27 protein-coding genes are annotated in these 25,034 nt (G+C 67.2%); 16 read left to right on the top strand and 11 right to left on the bottom strand.

Features of this window, described 5'->3' with window-relative positions:
* Positions 1 to 9: 9 nt before the first annotated feature.
* From BUR94_RS01125 to BUR94_RS01105, 5 genes are read right to left on the bottom strand one after another with little or no spacing between them, the layout of a single operon-like run.
* Complete coding sequence (locus BUR94_RS01125; RefSeq protein ID WP_074254437.1) at positions 10 to 342, bottom strand: L-rhamnose mutarotase; 333 nt, start codon at positions 340 to 342, stop codon at positions 10 to 12.
* 17 nt (positions 343 to 359) lie between these two features.
* Positions 360 to 1,193, bottom strand: a complete 834-nt coding sequence (locus BUR94_RS01120) for an amidohydrolase family protein (protein ID WP_074254436.1) — start codon at positions 1,191 to 1,193, stop codon at positions 360 to 362.
* Complete coding sequence (locus tag BUR94_RS01115; RefSeq protein ID WP_074254435.1) at positions 1,190 to 2,137, bottom strand: aldo/keto reductase; 948 nt, start codon at positions 2,135 to 2,137, stop codon at positions 1,190 to 1,192. The genes BUR94_RS01120 and BUR94_RS01115 overlap by 4 nt, the downstream gene beginning before the upstream one ends.
* An 11-nt stretch (positions 2,138 to 2,148) precedes the next feature.
* Complete coding sequence (locus BUR94_RS01110; protein ID WP_217694037.1) at positions 2,149 to 3,348, bottom strand: UxaA family hydrolase; 1,200 nt, start codon at positions 3,346 to 3,348, stop codon at positions 2,149 to 2,151.
* Positions 3,345 to 3,659, bottom strand: coding sequence for a UxaA family hydrolase (locus BUR94_RS01105; protein ID WP_217694036.1), 315 nt, complete (start codon positions 3,657 to 3,659; stop codon positions 3,345 to 3,347). Before BUR94_RS01105 ends, BUR94_RS01110 begins: the two co-directional genes overlap by 4 nt.
* Positions 3,660 to 3,787: 128 nt before the next feature.
* Here BUR94_RS01105 and BUR94_RS01100 point away from each other — a divergent pair, with 128 nt between their 5' ends.
* The 7 genes from BUR94_RS01100 (at position 3,788) to BUR94_RS01070 (ending at position 10,004) form a co-directional block, all read left to right on the top strand.
* Positions 3,788 to 4,561 (top strand): ATP-binding cassette domain-containing protein, encoded by a 774-nt coding sequence (locus tag BUR94_RS01100; protein ID WP_074254434.1) that lies wholly within the window; start codon positions 3,788 to 3,790, stop codon positions 4,559 to 4,561.
* Complete coding sequence (locus BUR94_RS01095; protein WP_175570403.1) at positions 4,554 to 5,543, top strand: ABC transporter permease; 990 nt, start codon at positions 4,554 to 4,556, stop codon at positions 5,541 to 5,543. The genes BUR94_RS01100 and BUR94_RS01095 overlap by 8 nt, the downstream gene beginning before the upstream one ends.
* Before the next feature lie 60 nt (positions 5,544 to 5,603).
* Positions 5,604 to 6,515, top strand: a complete 912-nt coding sequence (locus BUR94_RS01090) for a sugar ABC transporter substrate-binding protein (protein ID WP_074254432.1) — start codon at positions 5,604 to 5,606, stop codon at positions 6,513 to 6,515.
* Positions 6,516 to 6,570: 55 nt separating this feature from the next.
* Positions 6,571 to 7,602, top strand: a complete 1,032-nt coding sequence (locus tag BUR94_RS01085) for a zinc-binding alcohol dehydrogenase family protein (protein ID WP_074254431.1) — start codon at positions 6,571 to 6,573, stop codon at positions 7,600 to 7,602.
* Entirely contained in the window at positions 7,599 to 8,375 is a 777-nt protein-coding gene (locus BUR94_RS01080; RefSeq protein ID WP_074254430.1) for an SDR family NAD(P)-dependent oxidoreductase, read from the top strand. Before BUR94_RS01085 ends, BUR94_RS01080 begins: the two co-directional genes overlap by 4 nt.
* Before the next feature lie 3 nt (positions 8,376 to 8,378).
* Positions 8,379 to 9,044 (top strand): RraA family protein, encoded by a 666-nt coding sequence (locus tag BUR94_RS01075; RefSeq protein WP_074254429.1) that lies wholly within the window; start codon positions 8,379 to 8,381, stop codon positions 9,042 to 9,044.
* 66 nt (positions 9,045 to 9,110) lie between these two features.
* Entirely contained in the window at positions 9,111 to 10,004 is an 894-nt protein-coding gene (locus BUR94_RS01070) for a GntR family transcriptional regulator (RefSeq protein ID WP_074254428.1), read from the top strand.
* 358 nt (positions 10,005 to 10,362) lie between these two features.
* Here BUR94_RS01070 and BUR94_RS01065 read toward each other — a convergent pair whose 3' ends face one another.
* Positions 10,363 to 10,680 carry an ArsR/SmtB family transcription factor gene (locus BUR94_RS01065; RefSeq protein WP_074254427.1) on the bottom strand — a complete coding sequence of 106 codons (318 nt, stop codon included), beginning with the start codon at positions 10,678 to 10,680 and terminating at the stop codon, positions 10,363 to 10,365.
* Between the two features lie 114 nt (positions 10,681 to 10,794).
* On the opposite strand from BUR94_RS01065, the gene arsB reads away from it, so the two are divergent.
* The 4 genes from arsB to BUR94_RS01045 are packed head-to-tail and all read left to right on the top strand — an operon-like array spanning position 10,795 to position 14,267.
* Positions 10,795 to 11,847, top strand: a complete 1,053-nt coding sequence (arsB, locus tag BUR94_RS01060) for an ACR3 family arsenite efflux transporter (RefSeq protein WP_425445229.1) — start codon at positions 10,795 to 10,797, stop codon at positions 11,845 to 11,847.
* Between the two features lie 4 nt (positions 11,848 to 11,851).
* Entirely contained in the window at positions 11,852 to 12,268 is a 417-nt protein-coding gene (arsC, locus tag BUR94_RS01055) for an arsenate reductase (glutaredoxin) (RefSeq protein WP_074254425.1), read from the top strand.
* Positions 12,265 to 12,978, top strand: a complete 714-nt coding sequence (gene arsH / locus BUR94_RS01050) for an arsenical resistance protein ArsH (protein ID WP_074254424.1) — start codon at positions 12,265 to 12,267, stop codon at positions 12,976 to 12,978. The genes arsC and arsH overlap by 4 nt, the downstream gene beginning before the upstream one ends.
* Positions 12,978 to 14,267: an MFS transporter gene (locus BUR94_RS01045; protein WP_084192865.1), complete on the top strand. Its 1,290-nt coding sequence runs from the start codon at positions 12,978 to 12,980 to the stop codon at positions 14,265 to 14,267. The genes arsH and BUR94_RS01045 overlap by 1 nt, the downstream gene beginning before the upstream one ends.
* 49 nt (positions 14,268 to 14,316) lie before the next feature.
* Here BUR94_RS01045 and BUR94_RS01040 read toward each other — a convergent pair whose 3' ends face one another.
* The 5 genes from BUR94_RS01040 to phnD form a co-directional block, all read right to left on the bottom strand.
* Positions 14,317 to 14,661, bottom strand: a complete 345-nt coding sequence (locus BUR94_RS01040) for an ABC transporter permease subunit (RefSeq protein WP_245794320.1) — start codon at positions 14,659 to 14,661, stop codon at positions 14,317 to 14,319.
* A 50-nt stretch (positions 14,662 to 14,711) separates the two neighbouring features.
* Complete coding sequence (gene phnE, locus BUR94_RS01035; RefSeq protein WP_074254422.1) at positions 14,712 to 15,524, bottom strand: phosphonate ABC transporter, permease protein PhnE; 813 nt, start codon at positions 15,522 to 15,524, stop codon at positions 14,712 to 14,714.
* On the bottom strand, positions 15,521 to 16,327 hold the full coding sequence (gene phnE, locus BUR94_RS01030; RefSeq protein ID WP_074254421.1) for a phosphonate ABC transporter, permease protein PhnE: 807 nt from the start codon (positions 16,325 to 16,327) through the stop codon (positions 15,521 to 15,523). Before phnE (BUR94_RS01030) ends, phnE (BUR94_RS01035) begins: the two co-directional genes overlap by 4 nt.
* Positions 16,324 to 17,145, bottom strand: coding sequence for a phosphonate ABC transporter ATP-binding protein (gene phnC / locus BUR94_RS01025; protein WP_074254420.1), 822 nt, complete (start codon positions 17,143 to 17,145; stop codon positions 16,324 to 16,326). The genes phnE (BUR94_RS01030) and phnC overlap by 4 nt, the downstream gene beginning before the upstream one ends.
* 71 nt (positions 17,146 to 17,216) lie before the next feature.
* Entirely contained in the window at positions 17,217 to 18,167 is a 951-nt protein-coding gene (gene phnD, locus BUR94_RS01020) for a phosphate/phosphite/phosphonate ABC transporter substrate-binding protein (RefSeq protein WP_074254419.1), read from the bottom strand.
* A 207-nt stretch (positions 18,168 to 18,374) separates the two neighbouring features.
* Between phnD and BUR94_RS01015 the strand changes: the two genes are divergently transcribed.
* The 5 genes from BUR94_RS01015 (at position 18,375) to BUR94_RS00995 (ending at position 25,007) form a co-directional block, all read left to right on the top strand.
* Positions 18,375 to 19,223, top strand: coding sequence for a substrate-binding domain-containing protein (locus tag BUR94_RS01015; protein WP_074254418.1), 849 nt, complete (start codon positions 18,375 to 18,377; stop codon positions 19,221 to 19,223).
* The gene (locus BUR94_RS01010) at positions 19,220 to 20,650 is read left to right on the top strand and encodes a sensor histidine kinase (RefSeq protein ID WP_074254417.1); all 1,431 of its coding nucleotides are present in this window, start codon (positions 19,220 to 19,222) and stop codon (positions 20,648 to 20,650) included. The genes BUR94_RS01015 and BUR94_RS01010 overlap by 4 nt, the downstream gene beginning before the upstream one ends.
* Entirely contained in the window at positions 20,644 to 21,858 is a 1,215-nt protein-coding gene (locus BUR94_RS01005) for a sigma-54-dependent transcriptional regulator (protein WP_074254416.1), read from the top strand. Before BUR94_RS01010 ends, BUR94_RS01005 begins: the two co-directional genes overlap by 7 nt.
* A gap of 237 nt (positions 21,859 to 22,095) precedes the next feature.
* Entirely contained in the window at positions 22,096 to 22,530 is a 435-nt protein-coding gene (locus BUR94_RS01000; RefSeq protein ID WP_245794318.1) for an arsenate reductase (azurin) small subunit, read from the top strand.
* 14 nt (positions 22,531 to 22,544) lie between these two features.
* A complete protein-coding gene (locus BUR94_RS00995; protein WP_074254414.1) occupies positions 22,545 to 25,007 on the top strand; it encodes an arsenate reductase (azurin) large subunit in 2,463 nt (820 codons plus the stop codon).
* Positions 25,008 to 25,034: the final 27 nt, after the last annotated feature.

Below are 25,034 nucleotides of genomic sequence, written 5' to 3'. Positions count from 1 at the left end.
CGGGGCCGTTCACTCCAGGTAGAACACCTGCTCCATCGCGGCCCACCACTCGCCTTCGGCGCGGGTCTCCAGCGCGCGCTGCATCGGCCCGCAGACCGCCCACCATTCCTGCGTGACCTCGTCCTCGGCGATGGCGGCCATGTCCGCCTCGAAATCCTCGCCGGCATATTCCCAGTAGCCGAACATCAGGTTCTCGGGCTCGCGCAGGAAGATCGAGTAATTGGTGATGTTCGACGCCTTCAGGCGCGCCAGCACGCCGGGCCAGACGGCGGCGTGAAGTTCCTTGTATCGCGGGATGTCGGCGGGGTTGATGCCGATGACGAAACCCATGCGCTGTGCCATGTGCGGTCCTTCTCCTGTCAGTCGATGCCGTAGAACCGGGCGGCCGTGCCGCCGCGAACCTCGGCCTGTTCGGGCGCGGGCAGCTCCGCGATCAGCCGATCGGCCGTTTGCGCCCATGTCGCGTAGTCGCTGGCAAGGGTGAGCACCGGCCAGTCGCTGCCGAACATCACCCGGCCCGCCCCGAAGGCGTCCAGTACATGCGCGGCAAAGGGGGCGAGGTCCGCGTCGGTCCACTCCGGCCCCGCCTCCGTGACCATTCCGGACAGCTTGCACCAGACGTTTGCCCGCGCCGCCAGCCGGCCGATCCCCTCCAGCCACGCCGCATCCGGCGCCGCTCCGCCGCCCATCACGGGCTTGGCGATGTGGTCGATCACGATGGGCAGGCCGGGATAGCGGCCCGCGAGGGTGTCGATCACCGGCAGGTGCCGAGGCTGGATCAGGGCATCGAACCGCAGGCCCGTCGCCTCCATATGCGCAAGGGCGGGGGCGGCCGCGTCCTGCAATATCCAGTCCGTCGCCCCTATGTTCTGAAGCATCGGCCGCAGGCCTTTCAGCGCCGGATCGGCGCGCAGCCGATCGATCGTGGCCATGGCGTCCGGCGCGGTCAGGTCGACCCAGCCCACGACCCCGGCGACGAAATCGGCCCCTGCGGCAAGGTCCAGCAGGAAGCCGGTCTCCTCCACCGTATCCGTCGCCTGAACGAGGATCGTCCGGTCGATCCCCGCTGCCGCCAGCAGCGGCGCCAGATCGTCCGGCCCGAAATCGCGGAAGATCGGGGCGACGCTCTCGTTCGGCCACGGATAGTCGCCCCGCGACAGGGTCCAGAAATGCTGATGCGCGTCGATCCTCACGCGGCGCCTTCCAGTTCCGACCAGAGCGCATCCGGCAGGTCCGCTGCGAACTGCGCCACGTTGCGGGTCAGCGAACTGACCTTGCCGGTGCCGATCAGGGTCGACACCACCAGCGGGTGCCGGTCAGGAAACTGAAGCGCGGCACTGGCCAGCGGCGCGCTGTGGGCGGCGCAGACCGCCTCCAGCCGCGCGACGTGGTCGAGGATGTCCTGCGGCGCGGGCGCATAGTTGTAATGCGCGCCCTCCACCGGACCGGTGGCGAGGATCCCGGAATTGAACACCCCGCCGATGACAAAGCGGATGCCATGCGCCTCGGCCAGCGGGAACAGCCGCGCGGTGGCGGAGCGGTCCAGCAGCGTGTAGCGCCCGGCCAGCAGGATCAGGTCGATGGGCATGCGGCCGATCAGCTCCTCGCAGATCTCGACCGTGTTCACCCCGAGGCCGACCGCGCCCAGGGTGCCCGAGGACTTCAGTTCTTCCAGCGCCCGCACCCCGCTGTCCAGCAATTGCGCGCGGTGCTCCGCCGAGTCGGTGCCCGCGTCCGCATCGCCGATGTCGTGGACATAGAGGATGTCGATCCGGTTCAGACCGAGCCGCTGGTAGCTGTCCTCCACCGACCGCATGATCCCGTCGTAGGTAAAGTCAAAGCGCTGGCGGAACGGCAGCGCGCTGTGAAATCCGTTGACCACGGCGGGCGGGTCCCGGTCCGGCGTCAGGATGCGGCCCGCCTTGGTCGACAGCAGCCAGCCCTCCCGCCCGCGCAGGAACCGGCCCAGCCGATGCTCGGCCATGCCGTGTCCATAGTGCGGCGCGGTGTCGAAATAGCGGATGCCGGCCTCCCATGCGGCTTCCAGCACCGCCTCGGCCTCGGCCTCGCCGACCGGGCGATAAAGGCCGCCCAGCCCGCCGGTGCCAAAGGACAGTCGGTGGTCTTCTCGCAGCATCGCGGATCTCCTCAGACGTGGCAGCCCGGCTCGGGGCCGCGGGCTGTCTTGTAGGTCAGGACGAACTCGGTATGGCCAAGGATCTCGGACCGGGTCCGGCCCCCCTGCCCCAGGGCCACGATCCTGTCGTGGATCTCGTCGCCCACCTCGTCCAGCGTCGCCTCGCCGCGCAGGATGCGCCCGGCGTTCACGTCCATGTCGGCGGCCATTCGGTCGTAGGTCTCGGGGTTGGCGCAGACCTTGAGCACCGGCGAGATGGCCGACCCCACGACCGACCCCCGCCCGGTGACGAAGATCACCGCATGGGCGCCGCAGGCGATCAGTTCGATGATCTCGGCGGTGTCGTTGATGTTGGGAAAGCCGAACCTCGGCGCGCCCTCGGGCACCACGTCCAGCAGGTAGAGCCCGGCGCCCGGGGCCTGCTGCGCGGGTTTGATGATCCCCGAGATCGGGCTCGAACCGGACTTGGCATAGGCCCCCAGCGATTTTTCCTCGATGGTGGACAGCCCGCCAAGGGCATTGCCGTTCGAGAACGACCCGTAGCCCATCTGCGCGTAGTAGCGGGCGGCTTTCTCGACGGTGGCCAGGATGCCGGGCCGCAGGGCCGGGTCGCTCACCCGGTCGGCCATGATATGCTCGCAGCCGATCAGCTCTCCGGTTTCCTCGAAGATGCAGGTCGCCCCCTCGGCGACGAAGCGGTCGAAGGCGCGGCCCGCCGCCGGGTTGCCGGTCAGGCCGGAGGTCGCGTCCGAGCCGCCGCAGATCGTCCCGATCACCAGTTCCGAGGGGTCCATCGCGACGCGCGGCGCCTCCTGCAAGGCGTCCACCTGCTCCGCGACCCAGGTCCGGCCCGCCTCGATCGCCGCCGCGGTGCCGCCAGTGGACTGGATGGTGACGAGGTTCACCGGACGGCCCGAGGCGCGCACCGCCTCGGCCAGCTCCAGCTTGCGGAAATTCTCGCAGCCCAGCGAGACAAGCTGCACCGCCCCGACGTTCGGATGGGTGCACAGGGCCGCCAACATCTCCTGCCCGTAGTCCGACGGAAAGCACCCGGAAAAGCCGATCACCTGCACGTCGCTTTCGTCGAAGGGCCGGGCGATCCGGGTGCAGACGTGGTGGGCGCATTCCACGAGGTAGGCGACCAGAACGACGTTGCGGATACCCTTGCGCCCGTCGGCGCGGGGCCAGCCGGTCATGGTGGCGGCGGTCATGCGTTTGTCCCCTCGATATCCTCGATCACGGTGTAGCGGCTGGCGAGGTTGTGCAGGTGCACATGCTCGCCCGGGGCGATGTCGCGGGAGGCGCGGCCTATGGGAGCGCCGTATTTGGTCACATCCTCGCCCTCCGCGATGGCGGTCAGGGCCAGCTTGTGCCCAAGACCCAGGTCTCGGGGCGCCACCAGCCTTGTGTCGCCGACCTCGATCTCCTCTCCGCCGGCGATCGGTCGGATCGCCACCACCACGTTGTCGCCCGGGTGCAGGTGCAACAGCCCCCCTGCCGCCATGCCGATCTGGTCGCTCATGATCCGTCCTCCCGCCGAATGTGTTAAATGCATAAAAAACCGTTGACAAGCCGTAGATTGGTTCTTTACCGATTTACGACAGATTTCGCCCGTGGAAGCCGGGCGCACTGCGGGTTGGGAGGACCGGCATGACGACACATCCGGTCCTCGAGGCCCGCGGCATATCCAAGCACTACGGCGGCATCGTCGCGCTCGACAACGTCGATCTGACCCTGAATGAGGGCGAGGTCCTTGCTGTGGTCGGTGACAACGGCGCCGGCAAGTCGACGCTGATCAAGGCCCTGACCGGCGCCATCCCCCGGACCAGCGGCACCATCCGCTTCGACGGGCGCGAGGCGCAGATCGACAGCCCCACCGACGCCAAGGCGGCGGGGATCGAAACGGTCTACCAGGACCTCGCGCTGGTGAACGAGATCCCGATCACCCAGAACGTCTTTCTGGGCCGCGAGATCGTCCGCGACGACTGGCTGGGCCGTATCTTCGGCGTGCTCGACTTCAAGCGCATGGACCGCGAGATCCGCGAGCTCTTTGCCAAGCTCGACATCCGCATCACCGACATCTACCGCGACGCGCAGGCCTTTTCCGGGGGTCAGCGGCAGGCGGTGGCCCTCTCCAAGACGGTGATGTTCGGCAAGCGGGTCGCCATTCTGGACGAGCCCACCGCCGCGCTCGGCGTGCGCGAAAGCCAGATGGCGATGGACCTCGTCCGCTCGCTCAAGGACCACGGCCTCTCGGTCATCATGATCACCCACAACATGCAGCACGTGCTGAACTACTGCGACCGGGTGATGGTCCTTCGGCTGGGCCGGCTGACGGCCGTGCGCCGGGTCGAAGAGGTCGACGGCGACACGCTGGTCGGCCTCATCACCGGCACCATCGACGGGGATGCACAGGATGGCTGATACCCGGAACAGCTCAACCGCCGTGTCCAACCCCGGCGCCACCTCGCGCAGCCTCGACCGGCTGCGGCACGAATTCATGCAGATTTGGCAGGTGCTGGCGGCGCTGGCGCTGATCTATCTTGTGTTTTTCTTGCTCTCCCCGCCCTTCCGCAGCCTCGACACGCTGCTGTCGATCTTCGGGCAGGCCGCGATCCTCGCGGTGCTGGCCTGCGGCACGACGGTGGTGCTGATCTCGGGCGGGCTCGACCTGTCCGTCGGATCGATCTTCGCCGTGGTCGGCGTCTGCGTCGGCATCCTCCTGGCCGAGATGGAACTGCCGGTCTGGCTCGCCGTCCTCGGCGGGCTGGGGATCGGCGCGGCGCTGGGGGCGCTCAACGGGATCGTGCAGGTAGCCACCGGCGTACCCGCCTTCATCGTCACCCTCGGCGGGCTGACCGCCTACAAGGGCGTGGCCGAGATCCTCGCCAGCGGGCGCGACCTGTCCCGCTTTCCGGACGGGTTCCAGGCCCTCGGGTCCGGCTACGTGGTGCCGATGGGGATCATGTTCGCCGCCGCCCTTCTGACCGGCCTGTTCCTGACCCGGACCCGGCTCGGCATCCGCGCCTTCGCCATCGGCGGCAACGAAGAGGTCGCCCGGCTGGCCGGCGTGCCGGTCAAGCGCAGCCGGGTCTGCTACTACATGCTCGGCGGGCTGCTGGCTGCCCTCGCCGCGATCATGGAGGTCGCCAAGCTGAACTTCGCCATGCCGGCGCGCGGGCAGAGCTACGAGCTCTTCGCCATCGCCGCGGTGGTCATCGGCGGCACCAGCCTCTTCGGCGGGCGCGGCGGCGTCGGCAAGACGCTGATCGGCATGCTCATCATGCAGACCATCACCGTGGGCCTGTCCTACATGGGCGTCGGCACGTCCTACCAGCGCATCGCCATCGGAATCATCATCATCGCTGCCGTCTACTGGGACGTCTGGCGCAGATCCACGCGGTAGACCGCCGCGACGGAAAGCCCCCGCAAGACGGGGCGCAACCACCCTGGGAGGAGACCCGACATGAAACTGACGAAACTCAAGACCGCGCTGGCTGCCGGCGCTTTGACGCTGGCTTCCGGCTCGGCGGTGGTCGCGCAGGACCTGCGCATCGCCTACACCGGCTATTCCACCGACAACACCTTCTGGATCGGCGTTGCCAATGCCGCCGCCGCCGAGGCCGAGGCGCAGGACGTCGAGTTCATCGACATGACCGCCTCGTCGCCCGACAGCGCGGCGCAGAGAGACGCGGTGGACCGCGCCATCGACATGGGCGTCGACGGGATCATCATCGGATCGGTCGACAACCGGGCCTTCGACGCCTCTCTCGAGGCCGCCGCCGCCAAGGGGATCCCGGTGGTCGCCGTGGATACCGGCATCGACCACCCCCATGTGTCAAGCCTGGTGCAGACCGACAACCTCGCCGCCGCCGGGATCGCCGGCGACTACATCGTGGACCAGATCGACGGCGGCAAGGTGCTGATCCTCGGCGGCTCCGCCGGGCACCAGACCGGCAACGCGCGCCGCGACGGCGTGCTGAACGCGGCCGAAGCCGCGGGCCACGAAGTGATCTTCCAGATCTGCGACTGGCAGGACGCCTGCGCCTTCGAGACCACCACCAACTTCCTGCAGTCGGACCCGGAAATCACCGCCATCTTCTCGGCATGGGATCCGGGCGCGCTTGCCGCCGTCTCCGCCGCCAAGGCGCTCGGCCGGCTCGACGACCTCGTGATCGTCGGCTTCGACGGCAACCCGGCCAACCTCGTGGCCATCGCCGAGGGCGAACAGTCCGCCACCATCAAGCAGGACAATACCCGGATGGGCACCGAATCCGTCCGCAACCTGCTGGCCGTCATCAACGGCGAGGAGGCTCCCGCCGTGGTGCCGATCGACGGTATCCTGATCACCGCCGACAACGTCGCCGAATACCAGTGACCTGACACCGGCGGGCGCGACGCAGCGCCCGCCGAACCACCCCGGGGGACACCGCATGAAAAGCCTCGCCATCGACACGGTCGGCCACACCACCTTTCTCGAACGGCCCGCGCCGACCCCCGGCCCCGGAGAGGTGCTGGTCGACGTGCGCATCGTGGGGCTCTGCGGCAGCGACCTGAGCACCTTCAACGGGGCCAACCCGCTCGTCGAACTGCCCCGCGTGCCGGGCCACGAGATCGGCGGCACGGTGCTCGAGACCGGCGCCGGCGTCGAACGCGACCTGCGCCCCGGCGACCATGTCGTCGTCGTGCCCTATACCGCCTGCGGCACTTGCCCGGCCTGCCGGCGCGGGCGTCCCAACGCCTGCCAGTTCAACCAGACCCTCGGCGTGCAGCGCGACGGCGGGCTCTGCGACAGGATCGTCCTGCCCGCCGACCGGCTGATCGCGAACGATCGCCTCGGCCTGCGGCAGCTCGCCCTTGTCGAACCTCTCTCCGTCGGCTTCCACGCCGTCGCCCGCGGCGAGGTCGAGGCCGCGGATACCGTGCTTGTCCTCGGCGGCGGCATGATCGGCGTCGGCGCGGTGCTGGGCGCCCTCGCCCGCGGGGCCCGGGTCATCGTGAGCGAGATTTCGGCAGCCAAGTCCGAGGTCCTGCGCCAGCTGGGCGCCGCCGCGGTGATCAACCCGATGCAGGAGGACCTGGCCGCCAGACTGGACGACCTGACCGGGGGACGCGGCGCCGATGTGATCATCGAGGCCGCCGGCGTCGCCCAGACCTTCCGGCAGGCGGTGGACCTCGCCCCCTTCACCGGGCGGATCGTCTACATCGGCTACACCAAGACCGAAGTCGCCTACGAGACCAAGTTCTTCAACCTCAAGGAACTGGACATCCGCGGCTCGCGCAACGCCACCCGGGCCGATTTCGACGCGGTGATCGCCTACCTCGAACTGCATCAGGACCTTGCCGACCTTCTGGTCTCCAAGGTCTTTCCCTGGGATCGGGCGACCGAGGCGTTCGACCATTGGACCGCCCACCGGGACGAGACCTTCAAGATCATGATCGACTTCGGAAAGGACGACCTGTGACCAACGACATTCTCTCGCGGACCTACGGACTCGAGGGCCGGACCGCGCTGGTTACCGGCGGCGGGTCGGGGATCGGCAAGGCCATCGCGGGCTGCCTCGCCCAGAGCGGTGCAAAGGTCGTCATCGCCGGCCGGCGCGCCGATGTGCTGGAGGCCGCGGCGGCCGAGATCGGGCACGGCTGCGCCGCCGCGCCGCTGGACGTGACCGACATCGCCGGCCTGCCCGCCGCCGAGGCCGCGATTGCCGAGCGTTTCGGCACCATCGACCTGCTGGTCAGCAACGCCGGGAACACGCTGAAAAAGCCCTTTGAAGACAGTGACATGGCCGATTTCGACCAGGTCTTCGACGTGCACGTGCGCGGCGCTCTGGAACTGACCCGCCAGGTCATCAGGCGGCTGCTGGCCGAAGAACGGCCGGGCACCGTGACCTTCATCTCCTCGATGACCGCCTATATCGGCCAGCCGCTGGTGCATGGCTACACAATCTCCAAGACAGCGATCGACGGGGTCATTCGCGGGCTTTCGGCGGAATTCGCGGCGCGGGGCATCCGGGTCAACGGGGTCGCCCCCGGCTGGATCGACACCGACATCTTCCGCCGGGCGACGGACGGCGATCCAGCCCGCAAGCAGAAGATCATGAGCCGCATCCCGATGCAGACCCTCGGCACGACCGAGGACATCGGCTGGGCCTGCGCCTTCCTTGCCGCGCCGGCCGCGAAATACATCAACGGCCAGGTCATCCTCGTGGATGGCGGCGGCGCAACGGGGTTTTAAGCCATGTCAGACCTTTTCGAGTGCATCCGGCGCGACCTCTTCACCGCTGTCATCGGCGACGCGCTCGACGCGCTGGGATACCGCCGGCAGTTCCTGCCGCCTGGCCTGCTGCCCCTCGAGCCCGGCACCCGGATCGTCGGGCGGGCGATGCCGGTGCTCGAGGCCCCCTACCCCGAAGGCGCCGGCCCCGGCCCGCTCGCGGACAAGCCCTTCGGCGTCATGTTCCAGGCGCTGGACGACCTCAAGCCCGGCGAGATCTACATCGCCTCGGGCGCCGCGCTCGACTTCGCGCTCTGGGGCGGACTGATGTCCACGCGGGCCCGGCACCTCGGCGCCGCAGGGGCCATCCTCGACGGGTATGTTCGCGATACCTCCGAAATCCGCGCACTGGGTTTTCCGGTGTTCTCCCGCGGGGCCTATGCCCAGGATCAGGGTGTCAGGGGCAAGGTGCTCGATTTCCGCACCCCCATCACGATCGGCGGTGTGCAGGTATGCGACGGCGACATGATCGTGGCCGACGACGAAGGGGTGCTGATCGTCCCCCGCGCGGTCGAGGACGAGGCCATCGCCGCCGCCTTCCAAAAGGCCTCCACGGAAAACAGGGTGGCCGAGGCAATCCGCGGCGGCATGAGCAGTCAGGAGGCCTTTGCCACCTTCGGCGTGATGTAGGCGCGGCACTGGACTTGGCAGAGGCAGGGCTGCGATAACACGAGCCACGATCAGAAGGGTCCGGCCATGTCGCGTGACAGCAGCACGTTCAAGGAAAGCTACAACCAGGCTCTCGATCTGGTGCGGGACATCGGCGTGCCCGGCGCCCTGCCTACGGAAAGCGCCTTGTCCGGGTCGCTCTCGGTCTCGCGCACCACGGTGCGCGCCATCCTCGGCGGGCTGGACGAGGCCGGGATCATCGCATGGGAGGGGCGCAGCAAGAGAGTCCTGCGGACCCCGAAGAAGTCCGATTACTTCGGCAAGGCCGAAACCGCCTCCGCGACGGCAAAGGTCTCGTCCCGGTTCATGGAATACGTCCTGAACAGCAACCTCGCCCCGGGCAGCGCGCTGCATGAATCCGATCTCAAGAAGCGGTTCGACACCAGTTCCTCGGTGATCCGCGAGTTCCTGATCAAGTTCTCGCGCTTCGGCCTCATCACCAAGGAGCGCAACCATTCATGGGTGCTGCGCGGCTTCACGCTCGACTTCGCCGAAGAGCTGTTCGAGGTGCGCGAGATGTTCGAGTTGCGCGCCTTCGAGGCGGCGCTTCAGGCCGGCCCGGGATCGCCGGCCCAGACCGAACTGATTGCCCTCGCCCCGCAGCACGAGGCAATCCTGAAGCGGATCGACGACGATTACCTCGCCTTCCCGCGCCTCGACGAGCGCTTTCACAGGACGCTGGTCGAGGCCTACGACAACCGCTTCATGACCGATTTCTTCGAGGTCGTGGCGATGGTCTTTCACTACCACTACCGCTGGAACCGGGGGGACGAGAAGGAACGCAACTTCGACGCAATCCACGAACACCTGCGCATCATCCGGGCGCTGGAGGCGGGCGATACGCAGGCGGCTTCGGAGGCGTTCCGCGCCCACCTCGGCAATGCCCGGCGCACGATGGTTGCCTCGGCCCTGTGGGAGTGACCGGCGCCGCGTTCAGGCCCGGTAGACCAGCCTGAACCCCGGTGAGAGGTCGAACTGTCCGGGCTGGTCCCGGTCCGCGCGGCGATCCCGTAGCGATGGCAGGAGCTGGGATGGCAAAGGAACGATCCGCCCTTGCACAGCGTGTAGCCCTCCTTGCCCGAATGGCTCATCCGGGCCGACTTGCGCAGGGACTTCCCCTTGAACGGCTGCGCGGTGTATTCTCAGGCATTCCCCACCCGCCGCCAATCAAAGGGTCCTGACCCTGGTCTTCCGGAGCGGTGAACGAAATCTCGACGGGTGAGGTTGCTTTCATTCCAATCGTTGCTGGGCTGAAGTGCAACCCGAGCATCAGCGGCAACTATGGCAATCCGACGCCCGCGCAGGCGTCCTCGTCGCCGCCGCAGCAATCTTCGAGAAGAAAGCGGACCAGCCCGTTCACCGCGTCGAACCGCGGTGCATACTGGATTTCACGGTGCTGACGCTGGGCATTGACCAGCCCGGCGCGCTTCAACGTGGCAAGGTGGCCTGACAGGGTCGAGGGCTTGATGTCGAGCAGGCGGCCGATCTCCATCGCGGGCGTGCCCTTCGGGCCGCGCTGCACCAGCAGGCGGAAGATCTGCAGCCGGGTGTCATGCGCAAGGGCGCTGAAGGCGTCGATGGCGGCGGGTTGATCCATATTTCGTCAATACGCGAAATGAGGCGTGTTGACAAGCAAGGCGAGTCGGTCCTAATCAGACTTCAATTCGTGAATACGCGAAATGAAGAATTCATGACAGACCCGGAGTGCCCCATGTCCGATACCGCCGCCCCTGCCCCCATGGGCCGCTTCGAACGCCTGCTGACCCTCTGGGTCGCCATCGCCATGGTGGCAGGCATCGTCATCGGCACCGTGGCCCCAGGCCTCGTTGACGCCGTGGCGGCGGCCGAGGTGGCCTCGATCAACCTTGTCGTGGCGGTGCTGATCTGGGCGATGGTCTACCCGATGATGGTCAGCGTCGATTTCGGCTCGGTGGCCGGGGTGGCGCGTCAACCCAAGGGGCTGCTGGTCACGCTGGTCGTCAACTGGCTCATCAAGCCCTTTACCATGGCGTTTCTGGCGGTGCTGTTCTTCGAGCATGTCTTCGCCCCCTGGATCGCGCCGGAGGATGCAGCGCAATGTATCGCCGGGCTGATCCTGCTTGGCGCGGCGCCCTGCACGGCGATGGTCTTTGTCTGGAGCCAGCTGACCCGGGGGGATGCCACCTATACGCTGGTGCAGGTTTCGGTGAATGACCTGATCATGGTTGTGGCCTTCGCCCCCATCGTGGCGCTGCTACTGGGCGTGACGGAGATCGTGGTACCCTGGAACACGCTGGTGCTGGCGACAGTGCTCTATGTGGTGCTGCCGCTGTTCGCCGGGCTGCTGACCCGCCGCGCGCTGGGGTCCGACGCGGCCATTGCCGCCTTCACCGCGCGGATCAAACCGTTGTCGATGATGGGGCTGATCGCGACGGTGGCCATTCTCTTCGGCCTTCAAGGCGATACCATCCTGTCACGCCCCGGTGTCATCGCGCTGATCGCCGTGCCGATCCTGATCCAGAGCTACGGTATCTTCGCGCTGGCCTATGGCGCGGCCTACCTGCTGAAGGTGCCGCACCGGATCGCTGCGCCCTGCGCCATGATCGGCACGTCGAACTTCTTCGAACTGGCCGTGGCGGTGGCCATCAGCCTCTTCGGCCTCAACTCCGGCGCGGCGCTGGCCACGGTGGTGGGGGTGCTGGTGGAGGTGCCGGTGATGCTGAGCCTCGTGGCCTTTGCCAACCGCACAAGGGCAGGGTTTCCCGAAGCCGAAGACGGAGCCTGAACGCGTGATCGTTATTCACCACAACCCCGAGTGCGGCACTTCGCGCAATGTGCTGGCGTTTCTGCGTACTGCGGGCTGCGAGCCTGTCGTGATCGATTACCTCGCCGAAGGCTGGACCCGCCCGCAGCTCCTGGGGCTCTTCGCCGCCGCCGGCCTGAGCCCGCGCGAGGCTCTGCGTGAAACGAAATCTCCGGCCCGGGACCTGGGACTGATGGAAGAGAACGTCTCCGACGAAAGGATCCTCGATGCGATGATCGGGCACCCGGTCCTGGTGAACCGGCCCATCGTTTGCACCCCCAGGGGCACTCGCCTGTGCCGCCCGTCCGAGACGGTGTTCGACCTGCTGGACGCGCTGCCACTGGGGCCGCTTTGCAAGGAGGACGGACAGGTGGTGATCGACGAGACAGGTGCTCGCACATGACAGACACACCGCAGATCACCGAGTCCGCCTTTGCGCCGATCGACCCGGATGCCCTCTTCGGCACCGCGCGCAGCACCCACGCCCCGCGCATCCTGATCCTCTACGGCTCCCTCCGCGATCGCAGCTACTCGCGCTTTGCCGCCGAGGAGGCCGGGCGCATCCTCCGCCGGTTCGGGGCCGAGGTGCGCATCTACGATCCTCGCGACCTGCCCGCTCCCGACAGCGCCCCCGTGGATCACCCCAAGGTGGCCGAGTTGCGCGACCTGGTGAACTGGTGCGAAGGCATGGTCTGGTCCTCGCCCGAACGGCACGGCGCGATGACCGGCATCATGAAGAGCCAGATCGACTGGATCCCGTTGTCGCTCGGCGGCGTGCGCCCCACGCAGGGCAAGACCCTGGCCGTGATGCAGGTCTGCGGCGGGTCGCAATCCTTCAATACGGTGAACCAGCTGCGCATTCTCGGGCGCTGGATGCGGCTGCTGACCATTCCCAACCAGTCCTCGGTCGCCCGCGCCTGGGACGAATTCGATGACGAGGGCCGCATGAAGCCCTCACCCTACTACAACCGCATCGTCGACGTGATGGAGGAGCTGGTGAAGTTCACCCTGCTGACCCGCGATATCCGCGAGCACCTGGTGGATCGTTATTCCGAACGGGTCGAGGACCGCGCAGCCCTCTCGGCGCGGGTCAACCAGGCCAAGGCTGTGTGATGGCTGGCCTGGCCTCCGGGATCGACCGGGCCTTCGCGACCCTCGGGCTCGATCCGCATCGCTTTGCGCAGGCCCACCCCGAACGGGCCGAGCGGCTTGCCTTCTGGCTCTTGGGCGTGGCGCAGACCGTGGGGTATGGCGCGTTCTTCTACATCTTCGCGGCGCTGCTGCTCGCCTGGGAAGAGGCGTTGCCCTACGGCAAGGGCTGGCTGGCCTTCGCCTTCATGTGCGCCACGCTGATGGCCGCCGTGGTATCGCCCTTTGCCGGCCGCATGGTGGATGCGGGCAAGGGGCGCTGGCTGCTGACCGGGGGGATGGCCATCGGCACGGGGGCCCTGCTGGTGCTGGCCGGGTCGCAGAGCTACGCGGTTTTCTTCCTGGCCTGGCTGGGGCTCGGTGTGGCGGAGGGGCTGTGCCTTTACGAACCCTGCTTTGCCTTCGTCACCCGCACCACCCATGAGCGCGCCCGCAAGGGCATCACGCGGATCACGCTGGTGGCGGGCTTTGCCTCGACCCTCGCCTATCCCGCGGGCGCCTTTCTGGCCGAAGCCCTGGGCTGGCGCGGCGCGGTTCTGTACTTTGCCGGGGCGGCCGTTCTGATCGGGCTGCCTGCGATGTTCGCCGGCGCCACCATGCTCGAGTGCTGCCCCGAAGACCAAGAGACGCCCGAACGAAAGGCCGGGGACCGCGCCGCATTTGTCGCCGCGCGCGCACGGCCGGAGTTCTGGCTGATCCTCGCGGCCTTCTCGCTGATCGGCCTCGCCTATGCCATGGTCGTCACCCATGTCATGCCGATCCTGACCGACCGGGGGCTGAGCCTGGGCCAGGCGGTTCTGGCGGCCTCGCTCTTCGGGCCGATGCAGGTGGCCGGGCGGCTGGCGATGATGGCGGCCGGGCATCGGGTGTCGGGCTCGACCGTTGCCGCCATGTCCTTTGTCGGCGTGACGGCCGCGATTGCGGTGCTCTTCTTCCTGGTCCCATCCATGCCGGAAGCGGGTTTTGCCTTCGCCCTGCTTTTCGGGGCGAGTTTCGGGGTCATCAGCATCCTGAAGCCCGTCGTCATGGCAGAGATCCTCGGGCGGCGTGGCTTTGGCATGATCGCGGGCTTCATGGCGGTGCCGTTCCTGATTGCCGGGGCCGTCGCCCCGCAGGCAGCCGCGCTGCTCTGGCAGATGTCCGGCTACGACCTTGCGTTGAGCGTCGCGCTCGGGCTCGCGACCCTGGCACTGGCTGCGCTCTCTCTGCTGATCCTGCGGGAACGGCGTGCCGCGGCACACCGGGACGAGTGACGGCCCGGGCGGAGGCCCTGCCGTGCGAGGAGCGCCGCCGCCGTGCCGCTCAGAGCGCGGGAAACAGACGCCTCAACCCTTTGATGCAACGTGGCTCGCTACCGCGGTTTGCTCCCTGTCGTCGCCGCCGATCTCGTCCAGTTCGGCCTGAAGGGACAACCGGCTGAGTGACCCCGATCACGCGGCTCTCAGCCATCAGCACGCCTCCCACGATGCCCGGAATGGCCGCGGGGAAGACCACCTTCAGCATCGTCTCGCCGCGCGTGGGACCGAGCGCCAGGGCACCGTCCTTGAGCGACTGGGGCACCGCCGACATGGCGCCATCGGCGAAGGACGACATAAGGGGGATGAGCATCACACCCGTCACTGCGGCCAGCGCGGTGTTGGGCGACACGTCGAGACCTAGCGACTGTCCGGCCGCGCGCTGTGCGCGCGCCTCCTGGCTCAGATCAGCGCGTGGCGGACCTTTGCAGAGACCCATTCGCTGAGCACGACTGTAGCGAGGATCAGAAGCAGGATCACCGAGACCTGGCTCCACGCGAGGGTGTTGAGCGAGGCTTGCAGCTTGAGGCCGATCCCTCCTGCCCCGACCAGCCCGAGGATCGTGCTTTCGCGGATGTTGATATCCCAGCGGAACACGGTGATCCCCCAGAAGGCGGGCATGATCTGGGGCACGATGCCGTAGTTCAGCACCTGCGCCGCACTGGCGCCGGTGGCCTCGATCGCCTCGATCTGGGTGGCGTCTGTTTCCTCGATGGCCTCGTAGAGCAGCTTGCCGACGAAACCGATGGAGCGCAGCGCGATGGCAACGATGCCCGCCAGCAGCCCCGGCCCGATGATCGCCACCAGCAGCAGCGCCCAGATCAGCGAGTTGATCGAGCGGGAGGCGACGATGATGAAGAGCGCAACGGGCCGCAGCACCAGCACCGAGGGCGTTGTGTTGCGCGCGGCACAAAACGCCACCGGCACGGCCATGACGACCCCGCCCAAAGTGCCCAGCGTGGCGATGTTGATCGTGTCCCAGAGCGGGCCCCAGAGCTCGGGCAAGTAGCTCCAGCGCGGCGGCCACATTCGGCTGCCGATGTCGGCGGCTTGGCTGGGGGCGTCGGTGACGAAGAACCAGATCGTGTTTTCCGTCATCAGCTGCCAGCAGAAGACGAAGAGCGCCACGAGCGCCAGCCAGCCACCCCAGAGCAGCAGCCGACCGCGCGGGCTGCGATAGGTCCAGACCTGGCTGTAATGTGACAGATCGCTCATTGAAGAAACTTCCGCAGGTAGGAGGAGCCGTATTCGGCCACCATGACGATGGCGATGACGATCAGCAGGATGGCGCCCGCGCTGTCGTATTCGTAGCGGTCGATGGCAGTGTTCAACGTGGCGCCGATGCCCCCCGCCCCGACGATGCCGATCACCGCGCTTTCGCGGAAGTTGATGTCGAGCCGGTAGAGCGACAGGCCGATGAGCCGGGGCATGACCTGCGGCTGCACGGCGTAGTTGACGAGTTGCAACCATGAGGCGCCGGTAGAGCGGATCGCCTCGGCCTGGGTCGGGTCGATCTCCTCGATGTCGTCGGCCAGCAGCTTGGCAATGAAGCCGATGGTGGCGAAGGAGAGGGTGACGAAGCCTGCGAAGGGCCCGAAGCCGAACATCGCCACGAAGAAGATGGCGATGATCACCTCCTGCAACGCCCGGCTGACGGCGATGATCCCCCGGCAGATGTAGTAGATCCAGCGCGGCGCGAGATTGCGCGCGGCTCCGATGCCGATCGGCACCGAGATGGCCACCCCCACCACGGTGGAGGTGAGCGTCATGGTCAGGCTCTCGACGAGGCCCTGGCTGATGTCCTTCCAACGGCTGGTGAAATCGGGTTGCAGAAAGCCCATGATGAAGCGCTGGCCGCGCTCCAGCCCGTCGTAGACGCGGGCCCAGTTCACATCGACGGTACCGACCGCGAGCACGAGGTAGACGAGAATGCCGACCTGCACCGCAATACGCCAGCGGCGGTCCTTGATGATCTGGGGCGGGCGGCGCCAGGTGGTGGGGTAGGCCGGCGCGCTCATTGGGCGAGGGCTTCCATCCGGTCGCGGGCATCGGCCTCGGCCGCCGCCTGTTCCTCGTCGCCCCGGCGCATCGCGTTCCAGTCTTCCTCGCCGTAGATCGTGGTGAGCGCGGCCTCGGTCAGTTCCTCGGGCGGGCCGTCGAACACCACGCGCCCGGCGCGCAGGCCCACAATGCGCTGCATGAACTGCTGGGCCAGCGGCACGTCGTGGATGTTGACGATGGCCGGCAGCCCGCGCTCGGCACAGATCTCGGTGAGCAGCCGCATGATCTGCCGACTGGTCTTGGGGTCGAGGCTGGCGGTGGGCTCATCCACCAGCAGCAGCTCGGGATCCTGCGCCAGCGCCCGCGCGATGCCCACGCGCTGGCGCTGCCCGCCCGAGAGCGCATCGGCGCGCTTGTCGGCATGTTCCATGAGCCCGACCCGGTCGAGCAGCTGGTAGGCGCGGGCGATATCCTCGCCGGGATACTTGCGCAGGAAGCTGCGCCAGAAGGGCACGTAGCCCAGCCGCCCCGACAGCACGTTCTCCATCACCGTGAGCCGCTCGACGAGGGCGTATTCCTGAAAGATCATCCCGATCCGGCGGCGCTGGCGGCGCAGTTCCCTCTTGCCGAGGGCGACAAGGTTCACATCGCCCAGCCGGACCTCACCACCGGTGGGTTCGACCAGCCGGTTGATGCAGCGGATCAGGGTGGACTTGCCTGCACCGGAGGGGCCGATCAGCCCCATGATCTGGCCCTCGGGCACGGTCAGGCTGACATCGGACAACGCGGCATCGCCCGTCTTGTAGGTCTTGGACAGGGCGGAAAGGGTCAGCATGGCAGGTGTCTTTCAAAAGAGGTTGCGGGCGGCGCGAGGCCGCCCGCGGGTTTCTTGGCAGTGCCGTAGGCTCAGTTGCAGTCGTAGACGACACCATTGGCATCGTCGATCTTGCGGATCACTTCCCAGTCCTTCTGGAAGGTGATCGGGATGAACTTGGCCTCGCCGGACTTGCTGAATTCTTCTTCCAGCGCGCTGCCTTCCCAGTCGAAGCTGAAGAAGGCGTCCTGGATCTTCTGCTGCAGGTCGGGGGTGAGGTTATGCGCGATCCCGTAGCCCGTGGTGGGGAAGGTCTGCGAGGTGTAGAGCGTGACCAGCTGATCCTCGGTCACCACTTCGCGCTCGATCATGCGGCCTTTCACCGAGTTGGCGATGGCGGCGGCGGGGTAGTCCTTGTTGGCCACGCCCAGGATCGAGTTGTCATGCGCGCCGGAGAACACCGGCTCGAAGTCCTCACCCGCCTTCATGCCGAAGTCGGCTGCGAGAATGGCGGAGGGCGCCTTGAACCCGGAGTTGGAGGTCTCGGAGGTGAAGGCCATCTTCTGACCCGCGATATCGGCCACTTCGGCGATGCCGGAGTCGGGGTAGGTGATGATCTCCATCTCGTAACCGAAGGAGCCGTCTTCGGCCGCCATCATCGTGAACGGGCGGAAACCGGCGCAGGCCACGGCGAGCGGGTTGGAGCCGGTGTTGAAGCCCGCGACGTGCAGACGCCCGGCCCGCATGGCCTCGATCTGGGCCGCATTGGACTGGACCGGGAAGAACTGCACCTGCGTGCCGGTCACCTCGGACATGTGGTCGAGAAAGCCCTGCCAGACCTCTGCGTAGACCGCCGGATCCTCGACCGGGGTATAGGCGAAGATCAGCGTGTCGGGATCGACAAGCTGGGATTCGTCGGTGGGGATGTCGGCGACCAGGTCCCCATCGGCATCGGTGAAACGCTCGTCGAGGGCGAATTCGGCGGCGGCGGGGCTGGCGAGTGCGAGTGCTGCGACGGCAGCAAGAGTGGTGCGGATAGTCATGTCGTCTCCCATTGTTCAGACACCGGGTGCCTAGATGCTGAACCTAACAATTTCATGAAATATGGAAATGGCATATTCCTTGCTTGCATCCGGCGTGCAGCGTCGGACACTCGGTCGTCGTGAGAGTGCCTGCGGGTCGGAGGGATGCGGATGACGCCAGTCGTTATCCGCGCGGGGGCTCGCATCGCACGCAGGGAGGGCAGATACATGGACCGAAGGCATTTTGTCGCGGGAGTGAGCAGCCTGGCGGTTCTTGGGGCTCCGGTTTGCCTGCGTGCGGCCCGGAGCTTTCGACTGGGGCTCACGCCGGTGTTTCTCGACAACGATGCCATCGTGATCGACCGCATCCGAACCGCGCTATCGGTTGCCATGGGAGAGCCGGTGGAGCTGATCCAGCGCCGCACCTACCAGGAAATCACGGCCACCATTCTCGACGGATCGGTCGATGCGGCTTGGATATGCGGCTACCCTTTTCTGCAGCAGCGCGACACCCTCTCGCTGCTCGGTGTGCCGGTCTGGCGCGGTCGGCCCCTCTACCAGTCCTACCTCATCGTCGGGCAGAACGACCCGGCCGAAGGGCTCGAGGACCTGCACGGGCATGTGCACGCGTTTTCGGACCCCGACAGCAACTCTGGCTACCTCGTGACGGCCTCCGACCTGGCCCGGATGGGCATGACGCCCGAAAGGTTCTTCGCGCGATCCGTGTTCACCTACGGCCACCGCAACGTGGTGCGCGCGGTGGCCGACGGGCTGACACGCTCCGGCAGCGTCGATGGATACGTCTGGGAGGTTCTCTCCAGCGTCGAGCCCGCGCTGACCGAGCGCACGCGTGTCATCACCCGATCCGAGTGGCTGGGCTTTCCGCCGCTTGCCGCGCGGGCCGACAGGGCCGAGGACAGCCAGGTTCAGCGCTTCGGCGCGGCGCTTCGCGGGCTGGGTGATACAGAGGCCGGACGCGATGCGCTTCGGCTTCTCTTTCTCGACCGCATCGACGCGGGCAGCCCCGCCCTCTTCGATGGCATCGCCGCCCGCATGGCCGATGTTCCGGGCCGATGAGCAAGGTGCTTCGCCCCGGAAAATGGCCCGTCACCATCCGGGTCGCACTGGCCACGGCCTGCCTGATGGTCCTGCTGGGGCTGGTGGCCTCGCAGCAGGTGCTCTCCACCCTCGCGCGCCTGCAGAGCGCCCGGCTGCAGGAGTTCGCACGGCTGCACGTGGAGGGCCTTGCCGTGGCGCTGGGGCCCTTCGCTCTGCACCGCGATGTCTGGGAGGTCTATGACACCCTTGACCGCGCCCGAACCAGCGCATCGGGCGGGCGGGTTCTGTTTACCGTCGTGGCCGATGATCATGGCCGTGTGCTGGCCGCAACGGATCCGAACCGCGCACCGGTCGACAGCGACATCGGCATCTTTGCAGCCGACGCGGTTCTGGTGGGTGAGGTTACGGCGCTCAGCGGCAGCTCGGTCGTGCGGGTGCGTGCGCCGCTCACGGTGCAGGGCCGTGACGTGGGCCGCATCGTGACCGAGCTCGACGTGAGCGACCTCCTGGCGCAGCGGCGCGCCACCGCCCTGGCCCTCCTGGCGGGCAACGCGCTGGCGACCCTGATCCTGGGGCTTGCGGGGGCGTTCGTTGTGGCGCGTATGCTGAAACCCGTCGAGCTCCTCACGCGGCACATGGGCGAGGCGGGCGGTCAGCCCCGGCCGATCCCGGAGGCGGCTATTCCGCGATCAGATACGGTGCTGGCACAACTCCTGCGCAGCTTCAACGGCATGGCCGGAGCGATCGACGCCCGGGCCGAGGCCGAACGGCGACTGGCCGAACGCGAGCGCTTTGTCAGCCTTGGCCGACTGTCCTCCTCGCTGGCTCATGAGGTCAACAACCCGCTTGGCGGGCTGCTGAACGCGACTGACACGATCCGCGCCTATGCCAACCGCCCGGAGGTGGTGCACCGGTCGGTCGACCTGCTGGACCGGGGCCTGCGCCATCTGCGCGACGTGAGCCGGGCGATCCTTGAAGAGAACCGTATCGACCGGTCCAGCCGCATGCTGTCGCCCACCGATTTTGAGGACCTGCGGCTGCTTTTCGAGCCTGAAACCAGTCACCGCCAGCAGCGGCTCGACTGGGTGATCGACGGCGAAGCGGCCCGGTTTGGCAGTTTTCCCTCGGGCCCTGTGCGACAGATCGCATTGAACCTGCTTCTGAACGCCTCATCGGCCGCACCGCAGGGCGGAGCGGTCGGGCTGTCCGCCCGCCTGCAGAACGGCGCCCTCGTGCTGAAGGTCACCGACGACGGGCCGGGCCTGTCGGAAGCAGCCAGGGCGCGGCTCCTCTCGGCAACGCCGGTCGAGCCCGGCGGCGGTGTCGGTTTGCGGCTGGTGCGCGATGTGGTGGCCGGGCTCGGTGGCGAGGTGAGCAGCGACCGCGTGGGCGCGCAGACGGAAATCACGGTGCGGCTGCCTGCGATGGAAGAGACCCCATGCTGACAGGTCGCCACGTCGTGCTCATCGAGGATGACCCCATCATGGGCCACTCGCTCCTTCAACGGCTCGAGCTGGAAGGCGCAGACGTCACCTGGGTCCGGCAGGCGACGCGGGGCGTGGCGGCCGTACGCACGCCGCGCCGTCCGGTCGACGCGGTGATCTGCGACATCCGCCTGCCGGACGGCTCGGGGGAGGACATCTTCAACACCGTCACCGGCTCCATCACGCCACCGCCTTTTCTGTTCATTACCGGTCAGGGCGAGATCGACCAAGCCGTCCGGCTGCTTCGGGCAGGTGCGGCGGACTACATGACCAAACCCTTCGAACTTGCCGCCTTCCTCGACCGGCTGGCGCTCATCCTGCGCCCCGACACGCCCCAGAGCCTGCCTCCCCAGGTTGGGGTCTCGGCGCTGGCGCGCCAGGTCGAACGGCAGGTGGCGGAGGCCGGAGCGAGCGACGCGCCCGTGCTCATCCGGGGTGAACGCGGCCTCGGCAAGGCGCTGCTCGCGGAGCGCATCCATGGCCTCTCAGACAGGCGGGCCGCGCCCTATATCACGGTCAACGCATTGCGCGACGAGGCGCCTGACGCCGCGTTGAAGAAGGCGATGTCAGACGTGGGCGAGGGCACGATCTTTCTCAGCGGGGTTGGCCGGCTGGCCCCCGAGAGCCAGGACCTGCTGCTTGACTGGCTGGAACGTGCACCCTTCCGGCTGATCGCCACGTCGGGCACCCGGATCGGCGAGAAGGTGGAGGCCGGCGGCTTTCGGGGCGACCTGCATTTTGCACTGATCGCCAACGAGATCGTCGTGCCGTCGCTGGCGCAGCGCCCGGAAGATACCGTCTGGCTCGCGGGGCAGTTCTTCCAGACGATGAACGCGCGGCGCGAAACACCCCTGCGGGGCATCTCCGACCTGGCCCTCTCGGCGATGCGCGACCACGACTGGCCGGGGAACGGGCGTGAGCTGCGGGCGCGGATGCAGCGGGCGCTGAGGGCCGCAGAGGGCGCCTGGATCTTCCCGGCCGATGTGTTTCCCGAACTGACCGAGCACGGCGCCGAAGTTAAGACCCTGTCGCAGGCCCGGGAAAACGCGGAACGGCGGCAGATCATCAAGGTGCTGGACCAGACAGGCGGGCAGGTCAGCGAGGCGGCACGGGTTCTGAAGGTCTCCCGCACGACGCTCTGGGAAAAGATGCAGAAACTGGGAATATGAGGCGCCCGTTCTGTTCGGATTTCCGAACGTGCGAGAAAATTCATTCTTGTCAATGCCTTGCAGCCTTGAAAAGTCGCCCCGGCAGTTCAGAACAGGCGACGGCTCTGGCCTAGACTTGCCTCGATACAGCGAGGGAGGAACCTAGCCATGAAATGCAACCGACTGGTTGATGCCGGGCGGCGTCAGTTCTTGCGCGGCGGCCTGGCCGGCGCCGCGGGGGCGGCTGCCGCAACCGTCATGTCAACGCAACAGGCCAAGGCCCAGGGCCTGGCGCGGGTCGAATACCCGCCCAACCGCCTGGCCAACATCGCGGACCTGGTGGAAAACGAGCCGCTCGACATCACCTACCCCGACGATGAAAGCCCCGGCGTCCTGCTCAAGCTCGGCACGGCGGTGCCCGGCGGCGTGGGCCCCGACGGCGACATCGTCGCCTTCTCGACCCTCTGCCCGCACAAGGGCTGGTACCTGAGCTACAACGCGGGCGACCGCACCCTGAACTGCCCGGGCCATTACTCCCGCTTCGACTGCGAGGCAGGCGGCCAGCAAACCTGGGGCCATGCCACCCAGAACCTGCCGCAGTTCGAGCTCTCGGTGGACAGTGCGGGCGATATCCATGCCCACGGCGTCGACGAGTTGCTCTACGGGCGCCTGTCGAACGTGCTGGAAAGCTGAGGGAGAAGAGAAAGATGGCTTATAAACGATTCACCGACCGTCTCCCCATCGTCCCGGCGGACGCCAAGGAGCACAACGTCACCTGCCACTACTGCATCGTCGGTTGCGGCTACAAAGCCTACACCTGGCCGCTCAACAAGCAGGGCGGCACCGCACCCTCGCAGAACAAGTTCGGCGTCGACCTGAGCGAGCAGCAGTACACCGACACCGAGGCCTGGTATGCGCCGTCCATGTACAACGTCGTCAAGCAGGACGGCGCGGACGTGCACCTCGTCATCAAGCCCGACGTGAACTGCGTGGTGAACTCCGGCCTCGGCTCGATCCGCGGCGCCCGCATGGCCGAGAACCGCCGCTCCGATGTCACCGGCACCCAGCAGCAGCGCCTGACCGACCCGCTCGTCTGGCGCTACGGCACCTGGCAGCCCACCACCTGGGATGACGCGCTCGACCTCGTGGCCCGCGTCACCGCCCGCTTCGTGGAGGCCGACGACGAAGATCAGCTCTACGTGTCGATGTTCGACCACGGCGGCAGCGCCGGGGGCTACGAGAACACATGGGGCACCGGCAAGCTCTACTTCGGCTCGATGAAGGTGAAGAACTGCCGCATCCACAACCGGCCCGCCTATAACTCCGAGGTTCATTCCTCGCGCGACATGGGCGTGGACGAACTGAATTATGCCTACGAGGACTACACGCTCACCGACACCATCATGATCGTGGGCGCCAATCCGATCGAGACCCAGACCAACCTCTTCCTCAACCACATGATGCCTGGGATGCAGGGCGGCGCGAAGGTCGTGATCGTCGATCCACGCCGCACCGTAACCGTGCGGGCCTGCGAGCAGGCAGCGGGGGCGGAAAACGTGCTGCACCTCCAGCCAAACTCCGGCACCGACCTCGCGCTCTTCAACGCGATCCTCACCCACATCGCCGACCAGGGATGGGTGGACAGCGACTTCATCGCCGCATCCACCATCCAGAACGCCACCGAGGTGCCGCAGAGCGAGACGCACCCCGCCGCGCTCGGCAGCTTCGAGGCCGCGCTGGAGGCGATCCGCCTTTCGCCTGCCGAGGCCGCCGAGATCACCGGCATCGCCGAGGCTGACATCATCAAGGCCGCCGAGTGGTATGCCCAGCCGCTTGAAGGCGAGCGCCGCAAGGCGGTCATCGCCTACGAGAAGGGCATCATCTGGGGCAACGACAACTACCGCACCATCGGCGCGCTGGTGAACCTCGGTCTCGCCACCGGCAACATCGGCCGCGAGGGCGGCGGCGTGTGTCGGCTCGGCGGCCACCAGGAGGGCTACTTCCGCCCCGGTGACGGCCACGTTGGCCGCCCCGCGCCCTACTTCGACGAGCTGCTGATCAACGGCGGCGGCGCGGTGCACCACATCTGGGCCTGCGACCACTACAAGACGACCCTCAACGCCTCCGCCTTCAAGCGCGAGTACAACCGCCGCACCAATATCGTGAAGGAAGCGATGGACAATGCGATCGGCGCGACCCGCGAGGAGCTGGTGGATGCCATCGAAGGCGCGATCCGCTCGGGCGGTCTGTTTTCGGTCAACGTGGACATCATCCACACCCAGATCGGTCAGGCCGCCCACGTCATCCTGCCCGCCGTCGAATCCGGCGAGATGAACCTCACCTCCATGAACGGCGAGCGCCGCCTGCGCCTCACCGAGAAGTACATGGACGGCCCCGGCCAGGCCCTGCCGGACTGCCTGATCGCCGCGAAGCTGGCCCAGGCGATGGAAGCCGTGCTCACCGAGGAGGGCCGCGCCGAATATGCGGCCCAGTTCCAGGGCTACGACTGGGAGACCGAGGAAGACGCCTTCATGGACGGCTACAACACCGCCCATCCAGAGGTGACCTACGAGCGCCTCTCCGCCGCCGGCACCAACGGCGTGCAGGAGCCGGTCGTCGGCTACGAGAACGGCGAGTTGATCGGCACGCCCCGCCTCTACACCGACGGCGTCTTTACCCGGCATGGCCGCGAGGACGGCAAGGCGCTCTTCTGCCACGCTGCATGGCGCGGCCTGCAGGCCGCCGGCAAGGCGCAGCAACGCGCCAACCACCGCTTCCTCATCAACAACGGACGGTCCAACCTCAACTGGCAGAACTGGTTCCTCGATCAGGACAACGACTTCGCGATGGACCGCTGGTCGGTGCCCTTCATCCAGATCAACCCCGAGGACGCCGCCGAGCTCGGCGTCGGCAACGGGGATCTGGTGGAGGTCTACAACACCGCAGGGGCGACCCAGGCGATGGTCTACCTCGAGCCCACTGCCCGCCGGAACGAAACCTTCATGCTGTTCGGCGCGCCCTCGGGCACACAGGGCAACGTGATCAACGGCGGCGTGAACGAGCTGGTCATTCCCAACTACAAGCAGACATGGGCGGACATCCGCAAGATCGCCGATGCCACCCCGGCCACGAAGAAGCAGAGCTTCAAGTCCTGGGAAGTCGAGCTTTAGGGCTTGCATGATCCAACGGCCGCGGCT

The organism is Vannielia litorea, assembly GCF_900142295.1.
Taxonomy (GTDB): Bacteria; Pseudomonadota; Alphaproteobacteria; order Rhodobacterales; family Rhodobacteraceae; genus Vannielia; species Vannielia litorea.
The sequence above is the reverse complement of the archived record's forward strand: the minus strand, read 5'-3'. Positions and strand labels throughout refer to the sequence as shown.